The following is a 25,846-nucleotide window of genomic DNA, read 5'->3' on the forward strand; positions in this document are numbered from 1 at the left end:
GGAGGGGTGAGGGTGACTGAAAAACGCATCGTGGTGGTGACCGGCGCCTCGCGCGGCATCGGTTATGAGGCGGCGCTGGCGCTCGGCCGCGCCGGCTGGCATGTCGTCGCCGTCGCCCGGACGCAGGGCGGGCTCGAGGAGCTCGACGACGCCATCCGCGATGCCGGCGGCTCCGCCTCGCTGGTGCCGCTCGACCTTGCCGATCCGGCCCGCATCGACGAACTCGGCGCGGCGCTGAACCAGCGCTTCGGCCGCGTCGACGCCCTTCTCGGCAACGCCGGCCTGCTGGGCGGCGGCCTTGCCCCGGTGGGACACATCGACCCCAGGAAGTGGGATCAGACCTTCGCGATCAACGTCACCGCCAATTACCGGCTGATCCGCTCGCTCGATCCGCTCCTCCGCCAGTCCGAGGCCGGCCGCTGCCTGTTCGTCTCGTCGGCCGCCGCCTGGAAGGGCGCGCCCTTCTGGGGCCTTTACGCCGCCTCGAAGGCGGCGCTCAACGCGCTTGCCCTGGCCTATGCCGAGGAAGTCAGGAACTTCGGCATTGCCGTCAATCTCCTCAACCCCGGACCGCTCAGGACGCGCATGCGCGCCCAGGCCATGCCCGGCGAGGACCCGGACACGCTCGCAACCCCCGCCGATCTCGCGCCGCATATCGTCTCGATCCTCGAGGTGACCGATGGGCGGAGCGGCGCGCTTTACGACTTTCCGACGCTCTCGTGGAAGAAGCTGCAGCCGCCGCAATGAGCCCTCACGATATCGGTCGCGCCTGGTCTTCGCCCAATTCCGGCCATCGGCCGCCGGGCAGCGCCATCGATCATCTGGTCCTGCACTACACCGGCATGCGCTCGGAAGAGGGCGCCCGCGACTGGCTGTGCGATCCGCGCTCGCAGGTGTCGAGCCACTATATCGTGTTCGAGGACGGCCGCGTTTTCCAACTGGTCGACGAGAGCCGGCGCGCCTGGCACGCCGGGCGCTCCTTCTGGCGGGGCGTCACCGACCTCAACTCGCGTTCCATCGGCATCGAGATCGCCAATCCCGGCCACGAGTTCGGCTACCGTCCGTTTCCGGACCGGCAGATCGAGGCGGTGATCGGGCTGTGCCGCTCGATCTTCGCGCGCCATTTCATTCCGCCGCACCAGGTGGTCGCCCATTCCGATATCGCCCCCGATCGCAAGGAGGATCCGGGCGAGCTGTTCCCCTGGGAATGGTGCGCCGCTTTCGGTATCGGCCTCTGGGTGCCGCCGGCACCGTTCGACCACGGATTGGCGTCCTCGCGTGGCGACGAGAACGAAAAGGTGCAGGAACTCCAGCGGCTTCTTCTGGGGATCGGCTTCGACGCGCCGCTCTCCGGCGTCTTCGACCAGCGCACCGAGACCGTCGTTCGCGCCTTTCAGCGCCACTGGCGGCCGGCCCATATCGATGGCCGCGCCGATGCCTCGACCCTGGATACGCTGACCCGCGTCGCCGCCGTCTTCGAGGCTTCGTCAGCCGTCTGATGCTTTGCCGGCTGCGCGATCAATGCGGCGAACATGCGGACAATTTCGCGGCCGCATGGCTGGCATGCGCCACATTGACGGCCCCGCATGGCCCGATTTGTCCGGCAGTTCCTTGCCCCCATCGCTGGGAGGCAATGGAACCGAGACCGCATGACACTGATCAAGACGTTTGCCACCGCCACGCTGTTTCTCACCGGCGCCCTCGTGGTGCCCGCCCTGGCCGACACGGCCCGATCCGCCAAGGCCGAAGCGCCGGCCGCCGTCGCCGATGACGAAAAGCCCGACAACATCTTCGAGCTGCTGTTCGGCGTGAAGGGCAAGCCGAACACCGTCACCGCCGAGAAATTCGACACCTCCGCTCCGAAGGGAGGGCCTGGCGCCACCCTGCGCGGCCGTATCTCCGCCCATGCGAAGGCCGCCGGCCTGCCGGCCGAACTGGCCGAGGCGGTGATCCGCCACGAAAGCCGCTTCAATCCCAGGGCGCGCGGCCGCCACGGCGAGATCGGCCTCATGCAGATCAAGCCGCAGACCGCGCGCGGCCTCGGCTACACCGGCACGGCCGCCGGTCTTTACGACGTCGAGACCAATCTCAAGTGGGGCATGGCCTATCTGGCCGGCGCCTACAAGCTGGCCGGCGGCGACACCTGCGGCACCATCCTGCGCTACAATGCCGGCCACGGCGCGACGCGCATGAACCGCACGTCCCGCGCCTATTGCTCCGAAGTGACCACTTACGTCGCCTCGCTCTGAAGCCACCTTCGGCGGCTTCCGGCGCCAAGCGGCGCCGCGCGAAGCGGAAGCCGAGGGCCGGAGGCCCGCTGGCGATTGAGGCTAAAATAATATCGAAGCCGCCTTCGGCGGCTTCCGGCGCCAAGCGGCGCCGCGCGAAGCGGAAGCCGAGGGCCGGAGGCCCGCCGGCGATTGAGGCTAAACAATATCGAAGCCGCCTTTGGCGGCTTCCGGCGCCAAGCGGCGCCCGCGCGAAGCGCGAAAGCCAAGGGCCGGAGGCCCGCCGGCGACTGAGGCAGGATCAAAGCCGGGCGATCGCCGACAGGCGATGGCCTCGGCCTTGACCTTCCGGCGGGGGCATGCCACATGGCTCCCCGCCAGTCGGTCGGACGACCGCGCGGACAAGCGGCGAAAGCCCGTCCGGGAGGAAAGTCCGGGCTCCACGGAAACACGGTGCCGGGTAACGCCCGGCGAGGGCGACCTCAGGGAAAGTGCCACAGAGATCGAACCGCCCCGGTGCGCCGGGGTAAGGGTGAAAAGGCGGTGTAAGAGACCACCGCGGGACCGGCAACGGGACCGGCATGGCAAACCCCACCGGGAGCAAGACCGAATAGGGATGACGCGGGCGAAGGCCCAGCCTGTTTCCGGGCCAGTCGTCCGGGTTGGTTGCACGAGGCGTCCGGCAACGGCCGCCCCAGATGAATGGTCGTCGGGCGGGAAACCGCTCACAGAACCCGGCTTACAGACCGACTGGCCTTTATTCTCGCGCTTTGCCGCGTCGCCGCCGACAGGGGGCATAGCCGGTGCGCGCCTTACGTTTGTTCACTATCGATTGACAGTATGTTGACCGAAAGGCGGAATGGCTTTTCTTGAAGCGATCCACCGGCAAACCTATTCCTATATCCACAATTCGGCTTAAGCACTTTTGCCAAGGTGCTTGTGAGGGCTCTGCGCTGCGAGCGGTCGCATCGCAAACTCGCCGGATTGCCACCAGTCACGCGCCACCTCCCGGCGCTCGTCAATGGCGGGGCCGGCACCCCGCGAAGGAACAGGTCTGATATGGCTAAGGTCGCAATCGTCTATCATTCGGGATATGGCCACACCGAAGTGGTCGCCAGGGAAGTCGCCGCCGGCGCCGGTGCCGAGTTGGTGCCCATCGACGCCGAAGGCAACGTCAGCGAAGCGGGCTGGGCCAAGCTGGACGCGGCCGACGCCATCATCTTCGGCACGCCGACCTACATGGGCAACTCGAGCTGGCAGTTCAAGAAATTCGCCGACGCCACCTCCAAGGCCTGGTTTACCCGCAAGTGGCAGGACAAGGTGTTCGGCGGCTTCACCAATTCCGCCAGCCTCAACGGCGACAAGCAGGTGACGCTCATCGGCCTGCAGACGCTGGCCTCCCAGCACGGCGGCATCTGGGTCAGCCTCGGCCTGTTGCCGGCCAACACCAAGGCGGCGACCCGCGACGACGTCAACAACCTGGGCGGCTCGGTCGGGCTGCTGGTCTCGACGCCGTCCGACGCCGGCGCCAACGAGGTGCCGACGGGCGATCTCGAGACGGCCCGCGCCTACGGTGCCCGCGTCGCGTCGGTGGCCGGCAAGCTGCTGAACTGATCCTATAGCATTTTCGAGCGAAGTGGATACCGGTTCGCGTGAAGAAAATGCGTTAATTCAATAAGATAGAGCGGTTCTGCGTTTCCATGAAACACGGAAACGCTCTAGCGAGAAGGCCGAAAAGTCCGAAGGCGGCGGCCCGGCCGGGTTGCCGCCTTTCTGCCATCCGTCAGGCCGGCGGCAGCATGCCGCCGTTCTCGAGGAACAGCTTGGCCGTCAGGAAGTCCCGCCACGCCTCGCGCTTCTTGATCGGCGTCCGCAGGAGATAGGCGGGATGGAAGGTCGGCAGCGCCTTGAAGCGCTTGCCGCCGATCTCCAGTTCGCACCAGCGGCCGCGCAGCTTGTTGATGCCCTGCTTGACCGCCTCGCCGCCCAAGAGCGCCTTGGCCGGCTGGGCGCCGAGGAAGACGATCAGCGCCGGGTCGATCAGCTCGATCTGCCTCAGGATGAACGGCCGGCAGATGGCGATCTCCACGTCGGACGGGTCGCGGTTGCCCGGCGGACGCCAGTAGATGACGTTGGCGATATAGGCGTTGTGGCCGCGGCTGTAGCCGATGGCGTCGAGCATGCGGTCGAGCAACTGGCCGGAACGGCCGACGAAGGGGCGGCCGGCGATGTCCTCGTCGCGGCCGGGCGCCTCGCCGACCAGCATCAGCTTGGCGGCCGGGTTGCCGTCGGCGAATACCGTGTTCTTGGCGGTGAGCTTGAGGTTGCAGCCGTCGAAGGCCTGGATCAGCGCCTTGAGCTCGTCGAGCGTCTTCGCCGACTGGGCGGCGGCGCGCGCCTGCATCACCGTGGCTTCGGTCGGCACCTGCGCCGTCTGGCTCGAGGCGGCGGCCGGGCGGGCCGGTGCGCCCGGCGGCGGGAATTCGGCCGCCGGCAGCGGGCGCCGGGCTTCCGGCTGCGGTGGCGACTGTCGCCGGGCCGCCTGGCTTTCCGCCGCCGCCTTCGCCCTGGCGCTCTCCTGGAACCGATCGAGCGGCGCCTCGGCCAGCGTCACGTCGACGCCCATCGCCGCATACCATTCGAAGAGGGCTGCGGCGGCGTCGAGGCCGGGGGAGGGGGGCGTCGGATCGGACGGCATGGCCCTTCTATAGAGCAGGATGATCGCCGAGGGAACGTCGGAGCCGTGCCTGGCGGCGTTCCGCCCGAAAGCGTTTGATCGCGTCCGCGGATCGTGGTTGAAGGGCTGCGATGCGCAGACCGGTGTTTTCACCCAGGCTTCGCCGGGCGACATTGGCGCGGATGATGCACGCGACGTTGGCGATCAGTTGCCGAAAAGAGAGACATTCATGACCCTGCCCGAGCGCGAATCCATGGAATTCGACGTGGTGATCGTCGGCGCCGGCCCGGCCGGCCTCGCCGCCGCCATTCGCGTGAAGCAGCAGGCCGCCGCGAGCAGTCGGGACGTTTCCGTGCTGGTGCTCGAAAAGGGCTCGGAGGTCGGCGCCCACATTCTCTCCGGCGCCGTGGTGGACGTCTCCGGCATCTCGGCTCTCCTGCCCGACTGGCGCGACGATCCGGACACGCCGTTCAAGACGCCGGTCACCGACGACCGCTTCTTCTTCCTGTTCGAAAAGTTCGGCATCCGCCTGCCGAACCTGCTGCTGCCGCCGCTGATGAGCAACCACGGCGCCTATGCGGTGTCGCTGGGCAACGTCTGCCGCTGGCTGGCGCAGAAGGCCGAGGCGCTCGGCGTCGAAATCTACCCGGGCTTTGCCGCCGCCGAGGTGCTCTACGACGACGACAACAGGGTGATCGGCGTCGCCACCGGCGACATGGGCGTTCAAAAGGACGGAACGCCCGGCCCCAACTTCCAGCGCGGCATGGCGCTTCTCGCCGGATACACGCTGTTCGCCGAGGGGGCGCGCGGTTCGCTGTCCAAGAAGCTGATCGCCCGCTACCGGCTGGACGACGGCCGCGAGCCGCAGAAATTCGGCCTCGGCCTCAAGGAGCTGTGGGATATCGCGCCGGACAAGGCGAAGCCCGGCCTGGTGCAGCATTCCTTCGGCTGGCCGCTCGGCGGCGGCACCGGCGGCGGCTCCTTCCTCTACCATCTCGAGAACAACCAGGTGGCCGTCGGCTTCGTCGTTCATCTCAACTACGACAACCCCTATCTTTCCCCCTTCGAGGAATTTCAGCGCTTCAAGACGCATCCGCTCGTCCGCGGCACCTTCGAGGGCGGCCGGCGCGTCGCCTACGGCGCGCGGGCGCTCACCGAAGGCGGCTGGCAGTCGGTGCCGAAGCTCGTCTTTCCCGGCGGCGCGCTGATCGGCTGCTCGGCCGGCTTCATGAACGTGCCGCGCATCAAGGGCAGCCACAACGCGGTGCAGTCGGGCATCCTCGCCGCCGACGCGGTGGTCGAGGCCATCGCCGCCGGCCGCTCGGGCGACGAACTGACGCCCTACGACGCCGGCTGGCGGGCATCGGCCATCGGCAAGGACCTCAAGCGCGTGCGCAACGTCAAGCCGCTGTGGTCGCGGTTCGGCACGCTGCTCGGCATCGGCCTCGGCGGCCTCGACATGTGGCTGGAAACGCTGTTCGGCGTCTCGCCCTTCGGCACCCTGCGGCACGGCAAGACCGACGCCGACTGCCTGAAGCCGGCTGCGCGCTTCAAGCCGATCGTCTATCCGAAGCCGGACGGCAAGCTCACCTTCGATCGGCTGTCGTCGGTCTTCCTGTCAGGCACCGCCCACGAGGAGAACCAGCCGGTGCATTTGAAGCTGCTGGACCCGGACTTGCAGAAGGTTTCGGAGCTCGACGTGTTCGCCGGCCCGTCGGCCCGCTACTGCCCGGCCGGCGTCTACGAGTGGGTGGACGAGCCAACCGGCGGGCCGCGTTATGTAATCAATGCCCCAAACTGTGTTCACTGCAAAACTTGTGATATCAAGGACCCCAACCAGAACATCGATTGGGCGGTCCCGGAGGGAGCGGGAGGACCCAATTATCCAAACATGTAATGGTCATTTCGTTCTAGCGGGTAGGGTGGATTGATGAGCGAGCGGGTAGAAGATGCGCAATCGGCCGATGTCGGCCAGAATTGGACGGCGATCGTTGCCGAGGACCATCCGATCATCCAGTCGGCGGTTGTGCGCATCCTGAAGAAACGCTTCGGCTTCCGGCAGCCGATTCTCGCCACCAGTTACGACGAGCTGGCTGACGCCGTTCTCGATACCGGTGAAAATACGCTGGTCATTACCGACCTCGTCATGCCCGGCATGCGCGGCCTCGACACGATCAAGCACATTCGCTCGTTGGCGCCGAAAGCCTTCGTGGCCGTCTATTCCTCCAATTCCGGCGAGGAGCTGGCGCAAGGCTGCCTCGATCTCGGCTGCCGCGCCTTCATCGGCAAGCGGTCGTCGGAAGACATGCTGGCGGCGGCCATCGAGACGGTGCTCGACGGCGGCACCATCATCGAGGTCGGCGCCGACAATTCGGCGGTGTCGCAGGCCGTGCTGGAGCGTTCGGCGCTGGTGGCCGAATTGTCGCCGCAGCAGCTCAAGGTGTTCCAGCTTCTCGGCGACGGTCTTCTCAACAAGCAGATCGCCTACCAGCTCGGCATCTCCGAGGCGACCGTCAAGGCGCACGTCGGCAAGATCCTCGAGACGCTGAAGATCACCTCGCGCAGCCAGGCCGCCATCACCTCCGCCTGGATGGCCGAGCACGGCCTGATCTGAGGTGATCCGCTCTGTCGGCAGCCGCGTCGTCTATGAAAACCGCTGGATGCGCGTCCGCGAGGACGCCGTCGAGCGGCCGGACGGTTCGCGCGGTCTCTACGGCGTCGTCGAGAAGCCGGATTTCGTCGCCATCGCTGCCATCGACCGGCCGCGCCGCCTGATCCATCTCGTCGAGCAGTATCGCTATCCGGTCGCCGGCCGCTACTGGGAGCTGCCGCAAGGCTCCTGGGAAACGCGGCCGGACGTGCCGCCCGAGGAGGTCGCCCGCGCCGAACTCTCGGAAGAGACCGGCATCGTTGCCAAAAAGATGACGCGCGTCGGCGACTTGTTCCTCGCCTACGGCTATTCGTCGCAGCGCTATCACATCTTCCTGGCCGAGGACCTGGAGCAGGGCGCTGCCGCCCTCGAAGCCGAGGAAGCCGATCTCGTCTCCCGCGCCTTTCCGCTTGCCGAGGTCGAGGCGATGATCGCCGACGGCACCATCCGCGACGCCACCACGGTGGCGGCGTTCGGCCTGATCCGGCTGAAGGGATTGCTATAGCATCGGACCGAAAAGTGGAATTCGGTTTTCGGAAAATCCGATGCGAAAACAAAAGACTAGATCGCCTCAGATCTCTTCCAGCAGGTCGTCGTAGAAGCGCTGCAGCCGGGCGTGGCGCTCGGCGGCCAGCCGGCGGCCGGTCGCCGTCTTGAAGCCTTCGCAGAGCTTGAACAGCTTGGTTATGAAGTGATCGAGCGCGAAGCGGCTGTCGTTGAGCGGCCGCTCTTCGGCCGAGGGGTCGCCGGCGTCGTAAAGATGGTTGTTCAGCCGGCCGGCGACGTAGAAGCAGCGGGCCGCGCCGATCATGCCGATGGCGTCGAGCCGGTCGGCGTCCTGCAGGATGCGGGCCTCCAGCGTGACCGGCTCGATGCCGCCGGAAAAACTGTGCGCCTCGATGGCATGCGCCACCTTTTCCCGCCGTTCCGCCTCCCAGCCGATATCGGCCAGGATGTCGCGCGCCTTCTGCGCCGACAGCCGGGACGCCAGGGGCCGGTCCGGCGAGTTCTTCTCGACGGCGACGCAATCATGCAGCAGCACGGCCGCCACCAGGATCTCGGTATCGCCGCCCTCGTTGTCGGAGATGACGGTGGCATTCTTCCACACCCGCAGAATGTGGGAGAAATCGTGGCTGCCGTCGGTGGAGCAGACGCAAGCGCCCGAGTGAGGCAGAAGAAGGGAAGCGAGGCGGTCGTGCGGAGAGAACAGCGAAAAGGTCAACAGCGCTCATCCGTTAGCGAAAGTTGTGGGCATCAGCATACGCCGAAAGTCTTATATGCCAAGCTTTTTCGTGGAATATACGCGCAAAAAAAGCACGGCCACAATCGTAACGATTTCAAGTTGACTTTGGTTTCGCGGATCGAAACAAAAAAGCCGCTCGCCGAACACTGGCGGGCAGCTTTCCTCGTCAAAAATAACGAGTGCCTAGCCTTTGCCGGTGAGGCGTGTCATGGGGGCGTCCGAAGAAGTCTTGCTGCCAACGGCAGTATGCGCCAGTAACCTCTACCGGCCTGAAGTTCGCTCCGTTCAGCTCGACGAGCCCTCTCCCCCTTGTGGGGGAGAGTTGGAGAGAGGGGTGAGACCGAAGGTCTTAACCTTCGATCTTCGAGAAGTCGGCCACCTGATGGCAGGCGTCGCGCAGCACCGTCAGCAGGGCAAGGCGATTGGCGCGCACGCGTTCATCGGCGTCGTTGACCAGCACCTTGTCGAAGAAGGCATCGACCGGGGCGCGTAGCGTGGCGAGCGCCTTCATGGCGCCTTCGAAGTTCTCGGCAGCGACGGCGTCGTGGGCCGCCTCGGCGGCGGCATCGACGGCGGCGGCCAGCGCCTTCTCCTCGGCTTCCTTGAACAGGCTGGCGTCGACGGCGGCGGCGACGGCCGTGCCCTTCTTCTCCTCGGCCTTCAGGATGTTGGCGGCGCGCTTGTAGCCGGCCAACAGGTTCTTGCCGTCGTCGGTGGCGAGCAGGGCGCCCAGCGCCTCGACGCGCTTGACGATCAGCAAGAGGTCGTCCTGGCCGCCGAGGGCGAACACCGCGTCGACGAGGTCGAAGCGGGTGCCCTGCTCGCGGAGCTGCACCTTCAGCCGGTCGGCGAAGAAGTTGAGGAGATCGGGCGTCTTGCTCGAATAGGCGTTGAGCGGCAGGCGGACGCCATTGTCGAGGATGATACGGATGACGCCCAGCGCCGCCCGGCGCAGCGCGAACGGGTCCTTGCTGCCGGTCGGCTTCTCGTCGATCGCCCAGAAGCCGACCAGCGTATCGAGCTTGTCGGCGAGCGCCACCGCGATGGAGACCGGCGCCGCCGGCACCCGGTCGGACGGCCCCTGCGGCTTCCAGTGCTCCTCGATGGCGGCGGCGACGGCCGCGTCCTCGCCGCCATGCGCCGCGTAGTAGCGGCCCATCAGGCCCTGGACCTCGGGGAACTCGCCGACGACGCCGGACAGGAGGTCGGCCTTGGCGAGCAGGGCGGCACGGGCCGCCTTGTCGGCATCGGCGCCGACCAGCGGTGCGATCTCGCGGGCGAGCGCCACGATGCGCCGCACGCGGTCGCCCTGGCTGCCGAGCTTCTCGTGGAAGGTGATGCCCTCGAGCTTGGGCACCAGCGTCTCCAGGGGAATGGCGAGGTCGCCGTCCCAGAAGAACTTGGCGTCCGACAGGCGGGCGCGGATGACGCGCTCGTTGCCGGCGATGATGGTGGCGCCGCCGTCGGTCGCCGCCATGTTGGAGGTCAGGATGAAGCGGTTGGCGAGGCGGCCGGTCTTGGGGTCCCGCAGCACGAAGCATTTCTGATTGGCGCGGATGGTGGCGCGGATCACCTCGTCCGGCACGTCGAGGAAGGCGGGGTCGAAGGCGCCCATCAGCACCACCGGCCATTCGACGAGGCCGGCCACCTCGTTGAGCAGCCCTTCGTCCTCGACCAGCTCGAGGCCGGCCGCGAAGGCGAGGTCCCGCGCGTCGTGCAGGATGATGTCGCGGCGGCGGGCCGGATCGAGCACCACCTTGGCCTTCTCCAGCTTCTCGACGTAGTCGGAAAAGCGCCGCACCTTGATCGCCTCGGGGGCCAGGAAGCGGTGGCCGTAGGTGACGTTGCCCGAGCGGATGCCGTCCACCTCGAAGTCGATGACGACGGGCTCCTCGGTCTCCGGGCCGAAGCTGCAGACGATCGAGTGCAGCGGCCGCACCCAGCGCAGCGTGCCCGAGCCCCAGCGCTGCGACTTCGGCCAGGGGAAGCCGCGGATGACGGCCGGCAGCAGTTCGGCGATGATCGCCTCGGCGGCGCGGCCGGGCTTGACGAGGTCGGCGACGTAGAAGTTGCCCTTCTTCGGGTCGGAGACGACGCGCGCCCTGGCGATGTCGTCGAGCCCGGCGCCGCGCAGGAAGCCCTGGATGGCACCGGCCGGCGCGTCGGTGCGCGGGCCCTTCTTCTCCTCGCGGATGTCGGGCGAGCGGGTGGTGAGGCCGTGAACGGTCAGCGCGAGGCGGCGCGGCGTCGCAAAGGCGCCGGCGCTTTCATAGGTGAGGCCGGCGTCCACCAGACCGTTCGTCACCAGGCCCTTGAGATCGTCGGCGGCCTTCGCCTGCATGCGGGCGGGGATCTCTTCCGAGAAGAGTTCGATGAGAAGATCGGGCATGGTGGTCCTCGGGTCCTCCCGGCGTCTCGCCGGTCGTCTTGGAATGCTGCGTCTGATTAGTCGGTTCGGGGAAAAATGTCATCCCCGAATAGACGCGCGCCAAGACGGGAGACCACGGGAAACCGAGGCGGGAATTATGCCTGCCGGGCGGCGGCGGCTCAGCTCCAGCCGCCGTTGATGGTCTGGTAGAAGACGTGCAGGCCGATCTTGGCCTTCTTGGTGAACACGCTCGCCCAGTTCGGCCGCACGTAGGTGGCGTGATAGTGAGTAGCCGTGCCCACGTCGTCGAGCCAGGCGGCGCCGCTCGTCACCTCGCCGGCCACCTGCCGCGCCCGCCGCCAGGCCGCCTTGTCGAAGATGACGTCGCGCCGGCCGTCGCAGGCGAACGAGAACTGGCACTCGTTGTACCTGTCGCGGTTCTGGTAGACGACCTTGCAGATCGTGTCGGGATAGGCCGGGTTCTTGACGCGGTTGAGCACCACCTGGGCCACGGCGATCTGGCCCTTGCGCGGCTCCGAGCGCGACTCGAAATAGATCGCCTCGGCAAGGCATTTCTGCTGCGCGTCGTCCCAGACGCTGGCCGGCAGCGGGTTGGCCGCCCACCAGTGATCGCCGGGACGCACCACCGGCGCCGGCGGCGCCGGCTTGTCGCCGGGCATGGCGAACAGCGACGCGAACATGTCCTGGCTGACCACCGAGCTGTCGGGCGCGTAGGCGGCCAGCAGCGCCGAGGCGGCGGCGCCGGTCTCGGCCGGCGCATAGGCGCGCGACGGATAGCTCGCGGCGACCAGCACCGTCCGGTCGGGCTTGTGCTGCGGCAGCGGCGTCGGCGCGAGATCGGCGACGGCGGTGGTCGGCTTGGGGCCGATGAAGCGCGATATGGCGAGAACCGACAGCGGCGCCGCCGACGCCTCGAAGGCCATGGTCGGCAGCACGGCCGGCGGCGTCAGGCGGCTCGTGTCGTTGAAGCCGAGCGAGCCGGCGGAAAAGCCGCGCTCGGTGGCCGGCGTGGTCACCGTCAGCGGCAGGTCGCCCTTCCAACTGCGGTCGATGCGCTCCTCGTCCGGCACGAAGGCGGAGCTGCCCACCGCGCCGGTGACGACGTCGCCCATGCCCTCGATGACGATGGAGCCGCCGTTCATTTCGAGCCGGGCGGAGGAATCCTTGACGTCGGGCAGGCGCGGGGCGACGACCGTGCTCTCGCCGCCCGGACCGATGCCCAGCGTCATCGCCCAGCGGGTCGCCGGACTGATGGAATCGGTGACGAGGCTGGCGATGTCCTGGTAGGCGACGGAGGTGGGGAAGATCGCCACGGCGACGAACAGCGCGCCGGCGGCGGCGAGCCCGACGCGCCCATGTCCGGGCCGGACTCTGGTACGAGGAACGCGACGCATGGACTGACGGCCTCCGGCGGGAACAGGACTGGGACGAACGATGACGGAGACGAAAACTGCTCCCTGCGCCGATGCTGCTGGATTAACCTTGAGAAGCCGTTAATGACGCCCGGCGGGATGGCCATGGTTGGCGCGTTCCCGCGGAAAATGCCGATCTGCGAGCAATTCGAAGCTACTGGCGAACGGGCCATCGTGGTAAATGGCGGGAAAGACGGAAGGAAAGACGATGACGGATTTCGCCGCGGTGCTGCTCGAGCGGGACGACGAAGGCAAGACCATGGCGCGGCTGGCGCGCCTCTCGGACGCGGATCTGATGGACGGCGACGTGACGCTCGCCGTCCGCGCCTCGGCGGTGAATTTCAAGGACGGCCTTGCCGTCACCGGCCGCCTGCCGGTGGTCCGCCGCTGGCCGATGGTGCCGGGCGTCGACGCGGCGGCGACGGTGATCGCCTCGGAACACCCGCGCTGGCAGCCCGGCGACGAGGTGATCCTGACCGGCTGGGGCGTCGGCGAGGCCCATCTCGGCGCCTGGAGCGACAGGATGCGCGTATCGGGCGACTGGCTGGTCCGCCGGCCCGCCACGTTGTCGCCGGTCGAGGCGATGGCGCTCGGCACCGCCGGCCTCACCGTCGCCGAGGGGCTCGACAGATTGCTCCGCCACGGCGTGACGCCGGCCGACGGCCCGGTGGTCGTCACCGGCGCCGCCGGCGGCGTCGGCTCGATGGCGGTGATGCTGCTCGCCCGCCAAGGGTGGAGCGTCACCGCCGTGACCGGCCGGCCGGCGGAGACGGAGCGGTTGCGGCAGCTCGGCGCCGCCGAGGTGATCGGCCGCGAGCTGTTCGCCGGGCCGGCGAAGCCGCTTGCTCGCGAGCGCTGGGCGGCCGCCTTCGACATGGTCGGCTCGGCCGTGCTGGCCCACGTGCTGTCGATGCTGAAGCCGGGCGGCGCGGCGATCGCCTGCGGCAATGCCGCCGGCATGGATCTTCCCGCCAGCGTCGCCCCGTTCATCCTGCGCGGCGTCAGCCTGATCGGCGTCGACAGCGTCCGGGTGCCGACGGCGCGACGCGAGACGATCTGGAGCCATCTGGCGGACACCGTCGATCGCCATCGCCTTGCCGCCATGACGCAGGTAATCCCGCTGGCGGACGCCATCGGGGCGGGCCGGCGGATCGTCGAAGGCGACGTCGCCGGCCGGACGGTGGTGGCGATCGGGTACCCGGAGCAGATTTTCGGGCCAGCTTGAAAAACGCCGCCTGGAAGGCGGCGGCAATGTCCATCAAGCAATTGAAATGGCCTAATCCCGCCCATGCGAGACCGGAAATATTGCGCCAGGGCGCCCGGGAATTTGCCCCGGGTGCCAGGGGGCGCCGACCTATCCCTTGTTCCCCATATATAAAGCTGTCATCCTCGATATAAAGCTGTCATCCTCGCGCAGGCGAGGACCTCGGGCAGAACAAAGCTCAACGCAGATATAGCGCTCCGGCAACGCTGAGGCGCCTGATACATCCCTCGTCACCTTCTCGTCCCGAGGTCCTCGCCTTCGCGAGGATGACACTCTATGGGAGACGATGCGCTCGGCGGCGACGGCGTGATGGGGACTGCGCCAGCGCGCCCGGACAAACTTCCGGGCAAGCTTGAGAAACAGCATGCCCGGGAATTTGCTCCGGGTACCAGTATGCCGACCTATCCGTTTGTTCCCCATATATAAAGCTGTCATCCTCGCGCAGGCGAGGACCTCGGGCAGAACAAAGCTCGACGCCGATATCGCGCTCCAGCAACGCTGGGGCGCCCGATACGCCCCTCACCACCTTCTCGTCCTGAGGTCCTCGCCTGCGCGAGGATGACAATCTATGGGAGGCGATGCGTTCGGCGATGACGGCGTGATAGGGACGTTCGCGTATCCGGGAATTTGCCTCGGGTTACGCGATCGGCGACCAGAGCATCGGACCGAAAAGTCGCTTCCGATTTTCGGACCATCCGATGCGATGACAAAAACTGGATCGTCGCTCCGCGTCCGTCGGGACGCACGGCGATCTGAGACTGGCGGCTGGGGACGGGCAGGGGAGCGTCCGCGGCATGGGTTCCTCCCTTGCCGTGAATCGTTCCATGCACCATGGTGCGCGCCAGATCGATCCTTCCTAGGGCAAATCTCACTCCATGACCGATTTCCGCGAGACGCTGCGCGGCATCGTGGCGATGCTGCTCTGCTGCCTGTTTTTCCTCGTCAACGACACCATCGTCAAAGCCGTGGCCGACGACCTGCCGGTCGGCGAGGTCTTGTTCATTCGGTCGCTGATCGCGACGGCGGTGGTTTTCGTCGCCGTCTGGCGGATGGGGCTGCTGCCGAGCGTGCTGCCGCAGACCTCACGCTTCGTGGTGACGCGCTCGATCTGCGAGGGGTTCGCCACGGTGGTCTACCTCTCCGGCCTGGTGCACCTGCCGATCGCCAATGCCTCCGCCATCTCGCAGGGCGCGCCGCTGGCCATCACGGCGGCCGGCGCGCTCGTGCTCGGCGAGTTCGTCGGCTGGCGGCGCTGGATGTCGGTGGTGGTGGGCTTCTGCGGCATCCTGATCATCGTCCGGCCCGGTCCGGACGGCTTCAACAGTTGGGCCCTGCTGCCGTTGCTGTCGGTGGCCTTCGTCACCGTCCGCGAGCTGTCCACCCGCTTCATCGCCCCGGCGACCAATTCGGCGGTGGTGACGCTGGTCACCCAGGTCATGGTGACCGTCGCCTGCGGCCTTCTGTCGGCGACGGAGGTCTGGCAGGCGATGACGGCGATGCAATTCGGCCTGATCGTCGTCGCCGGCCTCAGTTGCATCTTCGGCGTCCAGTTCTCCATCGACGCCATGCGGCACGGCGACATCTCGCTGGTCGCCCAGTTCCGCTATTCCACCATCCCCTTCGCCATCGTTCTCGGCTGGATCATCTGGGGCGATGTGCCTGATCTGCTGACGCTGGTCGGCATCGCCGTCGTCGTCGGCTCCGGCATCTACATCTTCTACCGCGAGCGGGTGCGGCACCAGACGCTCGCCAGCCGGGCCGAGCCCGGCGTCTAGAGCATCGGACCGAAAAGTGGAATCCGGTTTTCGGTAAATCCGATGCGAGAACAAAAGGCTAGATCGTCGCTTTGCCTCCGTTAGGACGCACGACGATCTAGTGCCCAACTCCCGTCCTACTCGATGACGATGCGGGGCGCGGCGCGCTCCGGCTTGCCGGCCAGCGTGTCGAGAACGCGGTCGGCGATGGCGAGATAGGACTCGGCATGCGGGCCGTTCGGCTCGGTCGCCACCACCGGCAGGCCGGCGTCCGACGTTTCGCGGATCTTCATCTCCAGCGGCACCTCGCCGAGGAACGGCACGCCGATGCGGCGGGCTTCCTGCGCCGCGCCGCCATGGCCGAAGATATCGTGGTGGGTGCCGCAGTTGGGGCAGATGAAATAGGCCATGTTCTCGACGATGCCGAGGACCGGCACCTCGACCTTCTGGAACATGGCGACGCCGCGCCGCGCGTCGAGCAGGGCGAGGTCCTGCGGCGTCGAGACGATGACGGCGCCGGTCAGCGGCACCTGCTGCGCCATGGTGAGCTGGACGTCGCCGGTGCCGGGCGGCATGTCGACCACCAGCACGTCGACGTCGCCCCAGGCGCTTTCGCGCAGCATCTGCGTCAGGGCGGAGACGGCCATCGGCGCCCGCCAGATCATCGGCGTTTCCTCGTCGACCAGGAAGCCGATCGACATGACCTGGACGCCGTAGTTTTCGAGCGGCACCAGCGTGCGGTCCTCGTTGACCTCCGGCTTGTCGCCGGAAAGGCCCATCAGGCGCGGCACCGACGGACCGTAGATGTCGGCGTCGAGAATGCCGACCTTGAGGCCGCGCGCCGCCAGGGCGAGCGCGAAATTGACCGCCGTGGTCGACTTGCCGACGCCGCCCTTGCCGGAGGCGACGGCGATGATCGACTTCACGCCGGCGATGGCGTTCTTCGCCGGCATGGCGTGGGCGTGGCCATGGCCATGCCCCTGCGGCGGCGCCTTGGGCGCGCTGCCGGGCGCCACCTCGGCCGTCAGGGCGACCGTCGCCTTGACGACGCCGGGGATGGACTTCACCGCCGCCTCGGCCGCCGCGCGGATCGGCTCGAATCGCGCCGCCTTGTCGGCCGGCACCGAGATCGACAGCATCACCTTGCCGTCCTTCTCGTAGATGTCCGATACGGCGCCGGCCGCGACGATGTCCTTGCCGGTGCCGGGCATGGTGATCTTGCTGAGGGCGGCGGCGACCTGGTCCTTGAGGCTTGGCATGGCATGCTCCGAATTGGCTTTTGCTCTACCTAATCCATAATGCGGGCGACCGGGAGTGAATTTGCGGCAGGGCAATCACGCCGGCGACTTCAAGGGGGTTGCCCGGCTGCCCCGGATGCCGTTGATTTGCCGCATGACGAAATTCGCCGGTCTCATCCTCGCCGGAGGGCGTTCGAGCCGCATGGGCGGAACGCCCAAGGCCCTCGTCGAGCTTGCCGGCGCGACGCTGCTTCAACGGGCGGTGGACGCGCTCGCGCCGCAGGTCGGCGATCTCGCCGTCAGCCTGCCGCCCGGCCTCGACGTGCCGGACCTCGCCCTTGCCGTCGTCCGAGACGAAGCATCGACATTCGAAGGTCCGCTTGCCGGCGTTGCCGCCGGTCTCGCGCGGGCGTCGGCCCTGTCGCCCCGGCCGACCCATCTGCTGACCGTGCCGGTCGATCTGCCGTTCCTGCCCGGCGAACTGGCCGAACGCCTGGCGGCCGGCATCGACGGCCCGGATACCATCGTCTTCGCCGCGGGACCGGGCGGCAGGGCGCCGCTTTGCGCGCTGTGGCCGCTGTCGGCGGCGCCGCGGCTTTCGGCCTTCCTGGCCGGCGCCGAGCGGCGGGTCGGCGCCTTCCTTGCCGGCGAACGGACGGGAAGCGTCGTCTTCGCGCCCGTCGGCATCGGCGGGCGGACGGTCGATCCCTTCTTCAACATCAACACGCCGGCCGACCTTGCCGAGGCGGCCGGACTGATCGGCGCCGGCCGTCCGTGGTCATCCCGGCGTGCAGAATCCGGACCGGCGCAATAATGTCCCCCGTTGCATCCCGTCGCGGAATGAGATGAAGATGCGGGCGGATCGGCGTCAGCACAAGGTTTAGGCAGTGCGTCGGTTCGCCGGAAGGTTTGGGCGCGCTCGGCCGTTTCAACGAAGGATCTCAATTCCTCCGACGGCGGCGCCGAAAACGGACAGGGGGCTGCCGGCCGAACGCGACGCTCGCCGCAAGGCGATCGGCTCGCGCCGGTCGCGACGGCCGATCAACAGGCTCAGAGGGGATAACCATGAAGTTCGCCAACACACTCGTTACCGCCGCCGCTTTGCTCGCGCTGTCGCTCGGCGGCGCTGCGGCCAAGGAGTGGAAGAAGGTCGTCATCGGCACCGAAGGCGCCTATCCGCCCTTCAACTACGTCGACACCGACGGCAAGATGAAGGGCTTCGACGTCGACATCGCGCTCGCCCTTTGCGAGGAGATGAAGGTGGAGTGCGAGGTGGTCGCCCAGGATTGGGACGGCATGATCCCGGCGCTGCTCGCCGGCAAGTTCGACGCCATCATCGCCTCGATGTCGATCACGCCGGAGCGCAAGAAGGTGATCGACTTCTCCGAGAAGTACTACAACACGCCGCCGGCCATCGTTGCCCCCAAGGACACCGACATCAAGGGCGTCACGCCGGCCGATCTCGCCGGCAAGACCGTCGGCGCGCAGGTGTCGACCATGCACGCCGACTATGTCGAGAAGGTCCTGACCGAGAGCGAGCTCAAGACCTATCCGACCGCCGACGAATACAAGCTCGACCTCGCCAACGGCCGTCTCGACGCCGCCAACGACGACAGCGTCGTGCTTTCCGAGTGGCTGAAGACCGAAGCCGGTGCCTGCTGCAAGCTGGTCGGCATGGTGACGCCGGTCCTCGAGATCCACGGCCCCGGCGCCGGCATCGGCGTCCGCAAGGAGGACACCGACCTGCGCGACATGTTCTCGGCGGCCATCAAGGCGATCCGCGCCAACGGCAAGTACCAGGAGATCAACAAGAAGTACTTCGACTTCGACGTCTACGGCGGCTGAGCCGGGATATCGAAGGCAACCGGTTGAAACGGCGCGGGATTTGCTTTCGGAAAAGCAGTCCCGCGCTTGTTGCAGGCAGGGGATCCGGCGGCGGCGGAAAGGCCATCGCGACAGAGGCGTGGACGGGGAGACCGGCCGGATGGCCAACTACATGGAACTGCTGTCTTTCGGCGACAGCGGCTGGGGCGACGAACTGGCAAGCGGCGTGCTGGTGACGGTGACGCTGGCGCTCGCCACGCTGCCGCTGGGCTTGCTCATCGGCTTTCTGATCGCCGTGGCGAAAAACTCGACCGAACCGCTGCTGCGCAACGCCGCCCACGTCTACACGACGATCTTCCGCGGCCTGCCCGAACTCCTGACGCTGTTCCTCATCTACTACGGCGGCCAGATGGCCATGTCGGCGCTGTGGCGCCTGCTGTTCGGCCATGCCTTCGAGGTCAACAGCTACCTTGCCGGCATGATCGCGCTGGCGCTGGTGTTTTCCTCCTACGCCAGCGAGGTGTTCCTGTCGGCCTTCAGGGGCATCACCCTCGGCCAGTACGAGGGCGCCTACGCTCTCGGCCTGTCGCGCTCCCGCACCATGCTGCTGGTCATCCTGCCGCAGCTCGTCCGGCTGGCGCTGCCGGGTCTCTCCAACCTGTGGCTCAACCTTCTGAAGGATACCTCGCTGGTGTCGATCATCGGTCTCACCGATCTGCTGCGCAACACCAACATCGCGGTCGGCGTCACCAAGCAGGCGTTCTTCTTCTTCTTCGTGGCCTGCTCGCTCTATCTCATGATGTCGATCATCTCGTCCTTCGGGCTGCGGCGCGTATCGGCCTGGGCCGAACGCGGACAGGGGAGGCGTTGATGACCTACGTCGACGCCCCCTCCACCGAGCGGCCGCCCGCCGCCGCCCGCCGCCGCTGGACCGCCGCCCGCGTCACCGGCCTGCTGCTGATGGCGCTCTGGGCGCTGCTCGGCCTTTCCATCGTCTACATGCTGGTCGCCGGCTACGATCCCGAGAAGATCGCCAGATACGGCCCGCGCATCCTGAACGGCATCTGGGTGACGCTGCATCTCGTGGTGCTGTCCATCCTGCTCGGCGCGCTGATCTCGATCCCGGTCGCCATTGGCCGCCTGTCCCATAATCCGATCATCGGCGGCATCGCCTTCGGCTACTCCTACTTCTTCCGCGGCACGCCGCTTCTGGCCCAGACCTTCCTGGTCTATTACGGCGCCGGACAGTTCACCGCCGCGCTGAAGGCGGTCGGTCTCTGGATGTTCTTCCGCGACGCCTATTTCTGCGCCGTCCTCACCTTCTCGCTCAACACGGCCGCCTATCAGGCGGAAATCCTGGCCGGCGCCATCCGCGCCGTGCCGTCCGGCCAGTGGCAGGCCGCCGACTCGCTCGGCCTCCGGCCGTTCACCACCATGTTCAAGATCATCCTGCCGCAGGCGCTGATCACCGCGCTGCGGCCCTACGGCAACGAGGTCATCCTGATGATCAAGGCGTCGGCCATCGCCTCGATCATCACCGTCCTCGACCTGATGGGGCAGACCCGCTACGCCTTCTCCAAGACCTATGACCTGCAGATCTATATCTGGGCCGCGGTGATCTACCTGATCACGGTGGAGGTGCTGCGGCGCCTGTGGGAGATGATGGAGCGCCGTCTCACGCGCCATCTTCGGCGCTGACAAAACAACAAGGCCCGAAGCGCGGGGGCTTCGGGCCTTGGAGAAAATGCCTGCGCGGCTCGTCGGGGCCGCGCCGGCGCTATCAGCGGCAGGCCGCGCGGTAGGGCCGGCCGTAGCGGTCGTAGGCGATGCAGTCTTCGCGCGGCGCGGTGGCGCCGGCAATCGCCGCTCCGCCGATGCCGCCGACGGCGGTACCGATCAGGGCGCCCTTGCCGCCGCCGGCGACAGCGCCGACCGCCGCGCCGCCAAGCGCGCCGATGGCAGCGCCGGTGGTGACGCGCTGCTGGGTGGGCGTCTGGTTGGCGCAGGCGCCAAGGCCGAGTGCCAGCACGGTGACTGCAATAGCGAGAACTTTCATGACTGCCTCCAATCTGGTCCTGTCGGTGACTTCAACGCGTCAGCGGCAAAAGGGTTCCCCGCGCCGCGGCATCGCCGCCATCTGGTTTGCCACCGCGTCTTTTGCTAGATGCGGCAGGGACATGCGCTCGCGACAATAAGCGAAAACACTGCAAATGGATAGATGAGGTTGATGATGGCAAAGGTCGTATTCCTCGGACTCGGCGTAATGGGCTACCCGATGGCCGGTCATCTTAGGACGCGCGGCGGCCACGACGTGACGGTCTACAATCGGACCGGCGCCAAGGCGGAGGCCTGGGTAAATGCCTTCGGCGGACGCGCCGCGCCGACGCCGCGCGAGGCGGCGGCGGAGGCCGATTTCGTGTTCGCCTGCGTCGGCAACGACGACGATCTCCGCTCCGTCGTGCTCGGCCCGGACGGCGCCTTCGCCGGCATGAAGGCGGGCGCCGTCTTCGTCGATCACACCACCGCCTCGGCCGGCGTCGCCCGCGAGCTCCAGGAAAAGGCGGCCGCCCTCGGCCTCGATTTCCTCGACGCGCCGGTGTCCGGCGGGCAGGCCGGCGCCGAGAACGGCGCGCTGACCATCATGGTCGGCGGCGACGACAACAGCTTTGCCGCCGCCGAGCCGGTGATGCGCGCCTATGCGAAGATGATCGTCCACCTCGGGCCGTCGGGCTCGGGGCAGCTCGCCAAGATGGTCAACCAGATCTGCATCGCCGGCGTGGTGCAGGGCCTCGCCGAGGCCATCCATTTTGCCAAGTCGACGGGCCTCGACGTCGAGAAGACCATCGCCGCCATCTCCAAGGGGGCCGCCCAGAGCTGGCAGATGGAGAATCGCTGGCAGACCATGACGGCCGGCAAGTTCGACTTCGGTTTCGCGGTCGACTGGATGCGCAAGGATCTCGGCATCGTTCTCGACGAGGCGCGGCGGAGCGGCGCCCGCCTGCCGCTGACCGCCCTCGTCGATCAGTTCTATGCCGACGTCCAGGCCGCCGGCGGCAACAGGTGGGACACGTCGAGCCTGATCTCCCGCCTGGAGAAGTGACCGGCGAGTCGGGCGGCCGATGGCGATGCAACGCCGCCGGCCGCTGCCGGCATGGGTGCCATTCGCCTTTCGCAAGGCTGGCCGCCGCTCCTTCGCGGCCGGCGCATGATTGAATCGAGAAGGGTAGTTTTGTCAGGGCGGTAGCGACCCGCATGGCGGGATCCGCCGCTCCCCTCCTATTTGCAAATGAGTTGCATTTTCAGTTAAGTATTTGAAATTGCTTGATTTTCGAATCGTCGGCCGCTATCGAACGGCCATCGGGGAGTAGCCACCGTCGCTTCCGACGGGATCGCGTCAACATGCTCGCACTCTTTGCGTGGCGCGGTCGACCGAAAGGTCCGGCAAGACCGTGGTGACGCCATCTTCGGGCGAGATGTGACGACGTCATCCGGTTTTGCGCTCGACTGGTTCCGCCGATGTCTCCGATTTCCATCGTCGTGCTCGCCGTGGGCATGTCCATCGACAGCCTGCTCGCTTCGGTCGGCGGCGGCGCCGGCCTCCGGCGCCAGTGCCGTTTCTGCGATGCGATACTGGTCGGCGCGGTGTTCGCGGTCGTCCAGATGATCACGCCGCTGCTCGGTTGGGTCGCCGGCGCCGCCGCCAGTTCCTATGTCGCCAGCTTCGACCACTGGCTGGCCTTCGGCCTGCTGACGCTGGTGGGCGGCCGCATGGTTCTCCTCGCCTTCCGTGACGAGGAGGAGGGCGTTTCCCCGGCAAGCTTCATCGCCACCCCGGCGACGCTGGTGATGACCGCCATCGGCACGTCCGTCGACGCCATGGCCGTCGGCGTGTCGCTTGCCTTCGTCAAGGCCAACATTCTCGTCATCGTGGCGGCGATCGGCGCCACCACCTTCCTGATGTCGGCCGGCGGCGTGTTGATGGGCCGGCTGATCGGCAACCGGTTCGGGCGCTCGGCCGAGGTGGTCGGCGGCCTGGTGCTGATCGGTCTCGGCTGCCTGATCCTGCGCGAGCACCTGCTGGCCGGGTGATCGGCCGCTACGCACGAACGCGTATGAAGTCTGGAGCCGTTAAAACATAAATCCGTTTATCGACGTTTCAAAACGATTTGCCGATTTTCTCAATGCATTTAGGCACATACCGGTAAAGATGACCGGGAAATTCCTGATATTGCCTCCTATTCGCAACTGGCCTAGCCGTTGGGTTATATATTTGCGAAAGGAAGAGAGTCATGGCAGCCACGATGACGGCGGCGGTCGTTCGCCAACTGGGCAAGCCCCTTGAAATCGAGGAGATGCCGATCCCCGAGCCGGGTCCGAAGGAAATCCTGGTTCGCCTGTTCGCCTCCGGCGTCTGTCATACCGACCTGCACGCCGTGCGCGGCGACTGGCCGGTCAAGCCGCAGCCGCCGTTCATTCCCGGCCACGAGGGCGTCGGCAAGGTGATCTCCGTCGGCAAGGACGTCGAGCGCATCAAGATCGGCGATCGGGTCGGCGTTCCCTGGCTGCACACCGCCTGCGGCTACTGCGAGCATTGCCGCACCGGCTGGGAAACGCTGTGCGGCAAGCAGAAGAACACCGGCTACTCGGTCAACGGCTCGTTTGCCACCCACGCGCTGGCCGATCCCAACTTCGTCGGCGTGTTGCCCGATAACCTCGGCTGGGCCGAGGCGGCGCCCGTCCTCTGCGCCGGCGTCACCGTCTACAAGGGGCTGAAGGAGGCGGAAGTCGCCCCCGGCCAGTGGGTCGCCATTTCCGGCATCGGCGGCCTCGGCCATATGGCCATCCAGTACGCCCGCGCCATGGGCATGCGGGTGATCGCCGTCACCGGCTCGCCGTCCAAGATCGAGCAGGCCAAGCGCCTCGGCGCCGAGATCGTCGTCAACACCCGCGAGGTGGACCCCGGCAAGGAGGTCCAGCGCTTGGTCGGCGGCGTGCATGGCGTTCTGGTCACCGCCGTGTCGCCGACCGTGTTCGAGCAGGCGTTCGACATGCTGAGGCCGCATGGCACCATGTCGCTGGTCGGCCTGCCGCCGGACCGCTTCGCCATGCCGATCTTCGACACGGTGCTGAAGCGCATCACCGTGCGCGGCTCGATCGTCGGCACGCGCCAGGATCTCGAGGATTCGCTGACCATGGCCGCGAACGGCTTCGTCACCGCCGAATACACCTGGGACAAGCTCGAGAACATCAACGCCATCTTCGCCCGCATGGACAAGGGCGAGATCGCCGGCCGCGTGGTGCTCGATCTGCAGTGACCGCCGTCTCCCCGGAGAGGTCGCATGAAGGCTCCGGAGCGATCCGGGGCCTTCGCCTTTCAGGCCTTGCCGGCGAGCCGCTCGCCGAGCGCAAAGCCGGCGAACGACAAGAGCGACAGGCCGGCGACCAGCGGCGCCACCACCGGCCAGCCCCAGCGGCTCGCCGCGTAGCCGACGAGCGGCGGCCCGATCAGCGAGCCCGTCGCGCCGAACTGGGCGAACACGCCGTTCGCGGCGGTGACCAGCGACAGCGACGCGCCGCTGCGGCGCAACAGCACCGGCAGGCGGGCGAAGGCGATGGCGGCGACCAGGCCGGAGATGGCGTTGGCGACGATCACCGCCGCCGCCACCATGGCGCCCGACAGGTGCGCCGCGAGGCCCTCGCCGGGAAACCCCGGGAAAAACAGCGCCGCCGGCAGCGCGAGACCGGTGGCGATCAACGCCAGCGGCCGCCGGGCGCTATCGCCGTTGCCGATAAGGCGGGCCGCCGCGACGCTGCCGGCGATGGTCGCCGCCGACGTCGCGCCGGTAACCACGCCGGCGGTGGCGATCGAAAAGCCCCAGGCCTCGGCAAGATAGGCCGGCAGCATGCCGAGGATGCCGACCTCCAGCGTCGTATAGAAGCCGAACCCGAGGGCCAGCGCCCATACGGCGGGCGGCGGCAGCGTAAATCCCGTCTGCCGGTGCTCGGCGAGGGCCGGCAGGCGGAAGGTGCGCGGCAGCGTCACCAGCACGGCCAGCGCCCAGAACACCAGGATCGGGCGCCAGTCGATCAGGCTGGCGGCGAGGCCGGACAGGATGGTGCCGGCGGCGATGCCCACCGGCACGAAGGTGCTCCAGAGGGCCAGCGCCGCCGCGCTGTGGCGGCCGGCCGTCATGGCGATCAGGCTCGGCGCGGCGATGACCACCATCAGGTAGCCGATGCTCTCGACGAGACGGGCGGCGTAGAGCAGCGCCGCGTCGGGTGCCGCCGCCGCCGCCAGGCCGGCCATGGCGACGAGCGCCGACCCCGCCGCCAGCACGCCGCGGCCGGGAAGGCGGGCGGCCAGGATGCCGGCGATGCTGCCGAGGCCAGCGCCGCCCGCCTCGATCAGCGATATCATCAACCCGGCGCCGGTGAGCGTCAGGCCGAGGTCGGCGCGGATCGCCGGCATCAGCGCCGCCATCTTGCCGAGCTGGGCGGCGGCCAGCACCCCGGCGAGCCAGAGAAGAAAAATGGTCGGCCAGCGTCCGGTCATTGTCGTCGATCCTTTCGGACGACGGCTAGCAGCGCCTCCGGCGCGGTTCCACGCATGAATTATGCGGGGCGGTCGTAGAAGGACGTGACGAGCCGGCCGGACGAGCCGTCGGAAAGCCGCACTCGCTCCCACAGCATCGGGCCGGGGCGAATGGGGATGTCGGGATCGTCGTTGGCGCCGGTGTCGAAGGCGAGCGACGCGAGCTGGCCGTCGCGCCAGCCGAGATCGTCGAGACGGGCTTCGGCGGCGAGGATTTCCTCCGACGCGTAGACGAGCAGCGACCGGCCGAGATAGTCGCCGAGGTCGACCCGCCAATCGGCGGCGCGGGCCGGCGAGGCGGCGAGCAGCCGGTGGGTAAGATCGCAAATGAGGTGGACCGGGCTCATCGACGTCTCGACGAGCCGCTTCAGTGCCGCGTCCTGCGCCGGATCGGGGCGCACCGCGAAGATCGCCTGCAAGGCCTGCGTCTGCTCCACCGTCAGCGGCAGGCTGCCGTTTTCCCAGCGCGACACGGTGGGCTGGGTGACGCCCATCAGGTCGGCGAGATGCGACTGCTTCATGCCGGCGAGGCGGCGCAGGTGCCTGAGCGGGAGAGCGGCGTGCATGGCGGATTG

Annotated in this window: 24 protein-coding genes, 1 other RNA gene and 1 riboswitch; of the genes, 17 read left to right on the forward strand and 8 right to left on the reverse strand. The window is 67.6% G+C overall.

Annotated elements, in window-relative coordinates:
- Positions 1-6 precede the first annotated feature (6 nt).
- From CJ014_RS14485 to CJ014_RS14505, 5 genes are all read left to right on the forward strand, one after another.
- Positions 7-747, forward strand: a complete 741-nt coding sequence (locus tag CJ014_RS14485; RefSeq protein ID WP_425351922.1) for an SDR family NAD(P)-dependent oxidoreductase — start codon at positions 7-9, stop codon at positions 745-747.
- Positions 744-1,499 (forward strand): peptidoglycan recognition protein family protein, encoded by a 756-nt coding sequence (locus CJ014_RS14490; protein WP_100081201.1) that lies wholly within the window; start codon positions 744-746, stop codon positions 1,497-1,499. Before CJ014_RS14485 ends, CJ014_RS14490 begins: the two co-directional genes overlap by 4 nt.
- 150 nt (positions 1,500-1,649) lie before the next feature.
- Positions 1,650-2,249 (forward strand): lytic transglycosylase domain-containing protein, encoded by a 600-nt coding sequence (locus CJ014_RS14495; RefSeq protein ID WP_100081202.1) that lies wholly within the window; start codon positions 1,650-1,652, stop codon positions 2,247-2,249.
- A gap of 356 nt (positions 2,250-2,605) precedes the next feature.
- Positions 2,606-2,986, forward strand: an RNA gene (gene rnpB, locus CJ014_RS14500) — RNase P RNA component class A.
- Between the two features lie 301 nt (positions 2,987-3,287).
- The gene (locus CJ014_RS14505) at positions 3,288-3,842 is read left to right on the forward strand and encodes a flavodoxin family protein (protein ID WP_100081203.1); all 555 of its coding nucleotides are present in this window, start codon (positions 3,288-3,290) and stop codon (positions 3,840-3,842) included.
- Positions 3,843-4,011: 169 nt separating this feature from the next.
- Here CJ014_RS14505 and CJ014_RS14510 read toward each other — a convergent pair whose 3' ends face one another.
- Positions 4,012-5,058, reverse strand: coding sequence for a uracil-DNA glycosylase (locus tag CJ014_RS14510; RefSeq protein WP_245427358.1), 1,047 nt, complete (start codon positions 5,056-5,058; stop codon positions 4,012-4,014).
- 76 nt (positions 5,059-5,134) lie between these two features.
- On the opposite strand from CJ014_RS14510, the gene CJ014_RS14515 reads away from it, so the two are divergent.
- The 3 genes from CJ014_RS14515 to CJ014_RS14525 are packed head-to-tail and all read left to right on the forward strand — an operon-like array spanning position 5,135 to position 8,060.
- A complete protein-coding gene (locus CJ014_RS14515; protein WP_100081204.1) occupies positions 5,135-6,802 on the forward strand; it encodes an electron transfer flavoprotein-ubiquinone oxidoreductase in 1,668 nt (555 codons plus the stop codon).
- Positions 6,803-6,835: 33 nt separating this feature from the next.
- On the forward strand, positions 6,836-7,519 hold the full coding sequence (locus CJ014_RS14520) for a response regulator transcription factor (protein ID WP_100081205.1): 684 nt from the start codon (positions 6,836-6,838) through the stop codon (positions 7,517-7,519).
- Between the two features lies 1 nt (position 7,520).
- On the forward strand, positions 7,521-8,060 hold the full coding sequence (locus CJ014_RS14525) for an NUDIX domain-containing protein (RefSeq protein WP_342588552.1): 540 nt from the start codon (positions 7,521-7,523) through the stop codon (positions 8,058-8,060).
- A 66-nt stretch (positions 8,061-8,126) separates the two neighbouring features.
- Here CJ014_RS14525 and CJ014_RS14530 read toward each other — a convergent pair whose 3' ends face one another.
- The 3 genes from CJ014_RS14530 to CJ014_RS14540 form a co-directional block, all read right to left on the reverse strand.
- Entirely contained in the window at positions 8,127-8,777 is a 651-nt protein-coding gene (locus CJ014_RS14530; RefSeq protein WP_100081206.1) for an HD domain-containing protein, read from the reverse strand.
- Positions 8,778-9,147: 370 nt separating this feature from the next.
- On the reverse strand, positions 9,148-11,187 hold the full coding sequence (gene glyS, locus CJ014_RS14535; RefSeq protein ID WP_100081207.1) for a glycine--tRNA ligase subunit beta: 2,040 nt from the start codon (positions 11,185-11,187) through the stop codon (positions 9,148-9,150).
- 158 nt (positions 11,188-11,345) lie between these two features.
- Positions 11,346-12,581 carry a cell wall hydrolase gene (locus CJ014_RS14540; protein ID WP_100081208.1) on the reverse strand — a complete coding sequence of 412 codons (1,236 nt, stop codon included), beginning with the start codon at positions 12,579-12,581 and terminating at the stop codon, positions 11,346-11,348.
- A 226-nt stretch (positions 12,582-12,807) separates the two neighbouring features.
- Between CJ014_RS14540 and CJ014_RS14545 the strand changes: the two genes are divergently transcribed.
- Both CJ014_RS14545 and CJ014_RS14550 read left to right on the forward strand, forming a co-directional pair.
- Positions 12,808-13,824, forward strand: coding sequence for an MDR family oxidoreductase (locus CJ014_RS14545; protein ID WP_100081209.1), 1,017 nt, complete (start codon positions 12,808-12,810; stop codon positions 13,822-13,824).
- A gap of 914 nt (positions 13,825-14,738) precedes the next feature.
- Positions 14,739-15,638, forward strand: a complete 900-nt coding sequence (locus CJ014_RS14550) for a DMT family transporter (protein WP_100081210.1) — start codon at positions 14,739-14,741, stop codon at positions 15,636-15,638.
- A gap of 116 nt (positions 15,639-15,754) precedes the next feature.
- Here CJ014_RS14550 and apbC read toward each other — a convergent pair whose 3' ends face one another.
- Positions 15,755-16,876 (reverse strand): iron-sulfur cluster carrier protein ApbC, encoded by a 1,122-nt coding sequence (gene apbC, locus CJ014_RS14555; protein ID WP_100081211.1) that lies wholly within the window; start codon positions 16,874-16,876, stop codon positions 15,755-15,757.
- Positions 16,877-17,009: 133 nt separating this feature from the next.
- On the opposite strand from apbC, the gene mobA reads away from it, so the two are divergent.
- From mobA to CJ014_RS14575, 4 genes are all read left to right on the forward strand, one after another.
- The gene (mobA, locus tag CJ014_RS14560) at positions 17,010-17,669 is read left to right on the forward strand and encodes a molybdenum cofactor guanylyltransferase MobA (protein ID WP_165790844.1); all 660 of its coding nucleotides are present in this window, start codon (positions 17,010-17,012) and stop codon (positions 17,667-17,669) included.
- A 251-nt stretch (positions 17,670-17,920) separates the two neighbouring features.
- Entirely contained in the window at positions 17,921-18,700 is a 780-nt protein-coding gene (locus CJ014_RS14565) for an ABC transporter substrate-binding protein (RefSeq protein WP_100081213.1), read from the forward strand.
- 139 nt (positions 18,701-18,839) lie between these two features.
- Positions 18,840-19,550: an ABC transporter permease gene (locus tag CJ014_RS14570; RefSeq protein ID WP_100081214.1), complete on the forward strand. Its 711-nt coding sequence runs from the start codon at positions 18,840-18,842 to the stop codon at positions 19,548-19,550.
- Complete coding sequence (locus CJ014_RS14575) at positions 19,550-20,377, forward strand: ABC transporter permease (RefSeq protein ID WP_100081215.1); 828 nt, start codon at positions 19,550-19,552, stop codon at positions 20,375-20,377. Before CJ014_RS14570 ends, CJ014_RS14575 begins: the two co-directional genes overlap by 1 nt.
- A gap of 82 nt (positions 20,378-20,459) precedes the next feature.
- Here CJ014_RS14575 and CJ014_RS27365 read toward each other — a convergent pair whose 3' ends face one another.
- Positions 20,460-20,735: a glycine zipper domain-containing protein gene (locus CJ014_RS27365; RefSeq protein WP_118847924.1), complete on the reverse strand. Its 276-nt coding sequence runs from the start codon at positions 20,733-20,735 to the stop codon at positions 20,460-20,462.
- Between the two features lie 174 nt (positions 20,736-20,909).
- Between CJ014_RS27365 and CJ014_RS14585 the strand changes: the two genes are divergently transcribed.
- From CJ014_RS14585 to CJ014_RS14595, 3 genes are all read left to right on the forward strand, one after another.
- Entirely contained in the window at positions 20,910-21,779 is an 870-nt protein-coding gene (locus CJ014_RS14585) for an NAD(P)-dependent oxidoreductase (RefSeq protein ID WP_100081320.1), read from the forward strand.
- A gap of 247 nt (positions 21,780-22,026) precedes the next feature.
- Positions 22,027-22,190: riboswitch (yybP-ykoY riboswitch) on the forward strand.
- Between the two features lie 5 nt (positions 22,191-22,195).
- Entirely contained in the window at positions 22,196-22,768 is a 573-nt protein-coding gene (locus CJ014_RS14590; RefSeq protein WP_100081217.1) for a manganese efflux pump MntP, read from the forward strand.
- A gap of 200 nt (positions 22,769-22,968) precedes the next feature.
- Positions 22,969-23,994 (forward strand): zinc-dependent alcohol dehydrogenase, encoded by a 1,026-nt coding sequence (locus CJ014_RS14595; RefSeq protein WP_100081218.1) that lies wholly within the window; start codon positions 22,969-22,971, stop codon positions 23,992-23,994.
- A gap of 59 nt (positions 23,995-24,053) precedes the next feature.
- Here CJ014_RS14595 and CJ014_RS14600 read toward each other — a convergent pair whose 3' ends face one another.
- Both CJ014_RS14600 and CJ014_RS14605 read right to left on the reverse strand, forming a co-directional pair.
- Positions 24,054-25,232, reverse strand: a complete 1,179-nt coding sequence (locus tag CJ014_RS14600; protein ID WP_100081219.1) for an MFS transporter — start codon at positions 25,230-25,232, stop codon at positions 24,054-24,056.
- Positions 25,233-25,291: 59 nt separating this feature from the next.
- Positions 25,292-25,837, reverse strand: a complete 546-nt coding sequence (locus tag CJ014_RS14605) for a helix-turn-helix domain-containing protein (protein WP_100081220.1) — start codon at positions 25,835-25,837, stop codon at positions 25,292-25,294.
- Positions 25,838-25,846 lie beyond the last annotated feature (9 nt).

This window comes from Pleomorphomonas carboxyditropha (genome assembly GCF_002770725.1).
Taxonomy (GTDB): Bacteria; Pseudomonadota; Alphaproteobacteria; order Rhizobiales; family Pleomorphomonadaceae; genus Pleomorphomonas; species Pleomorphomonas carboxyditropha.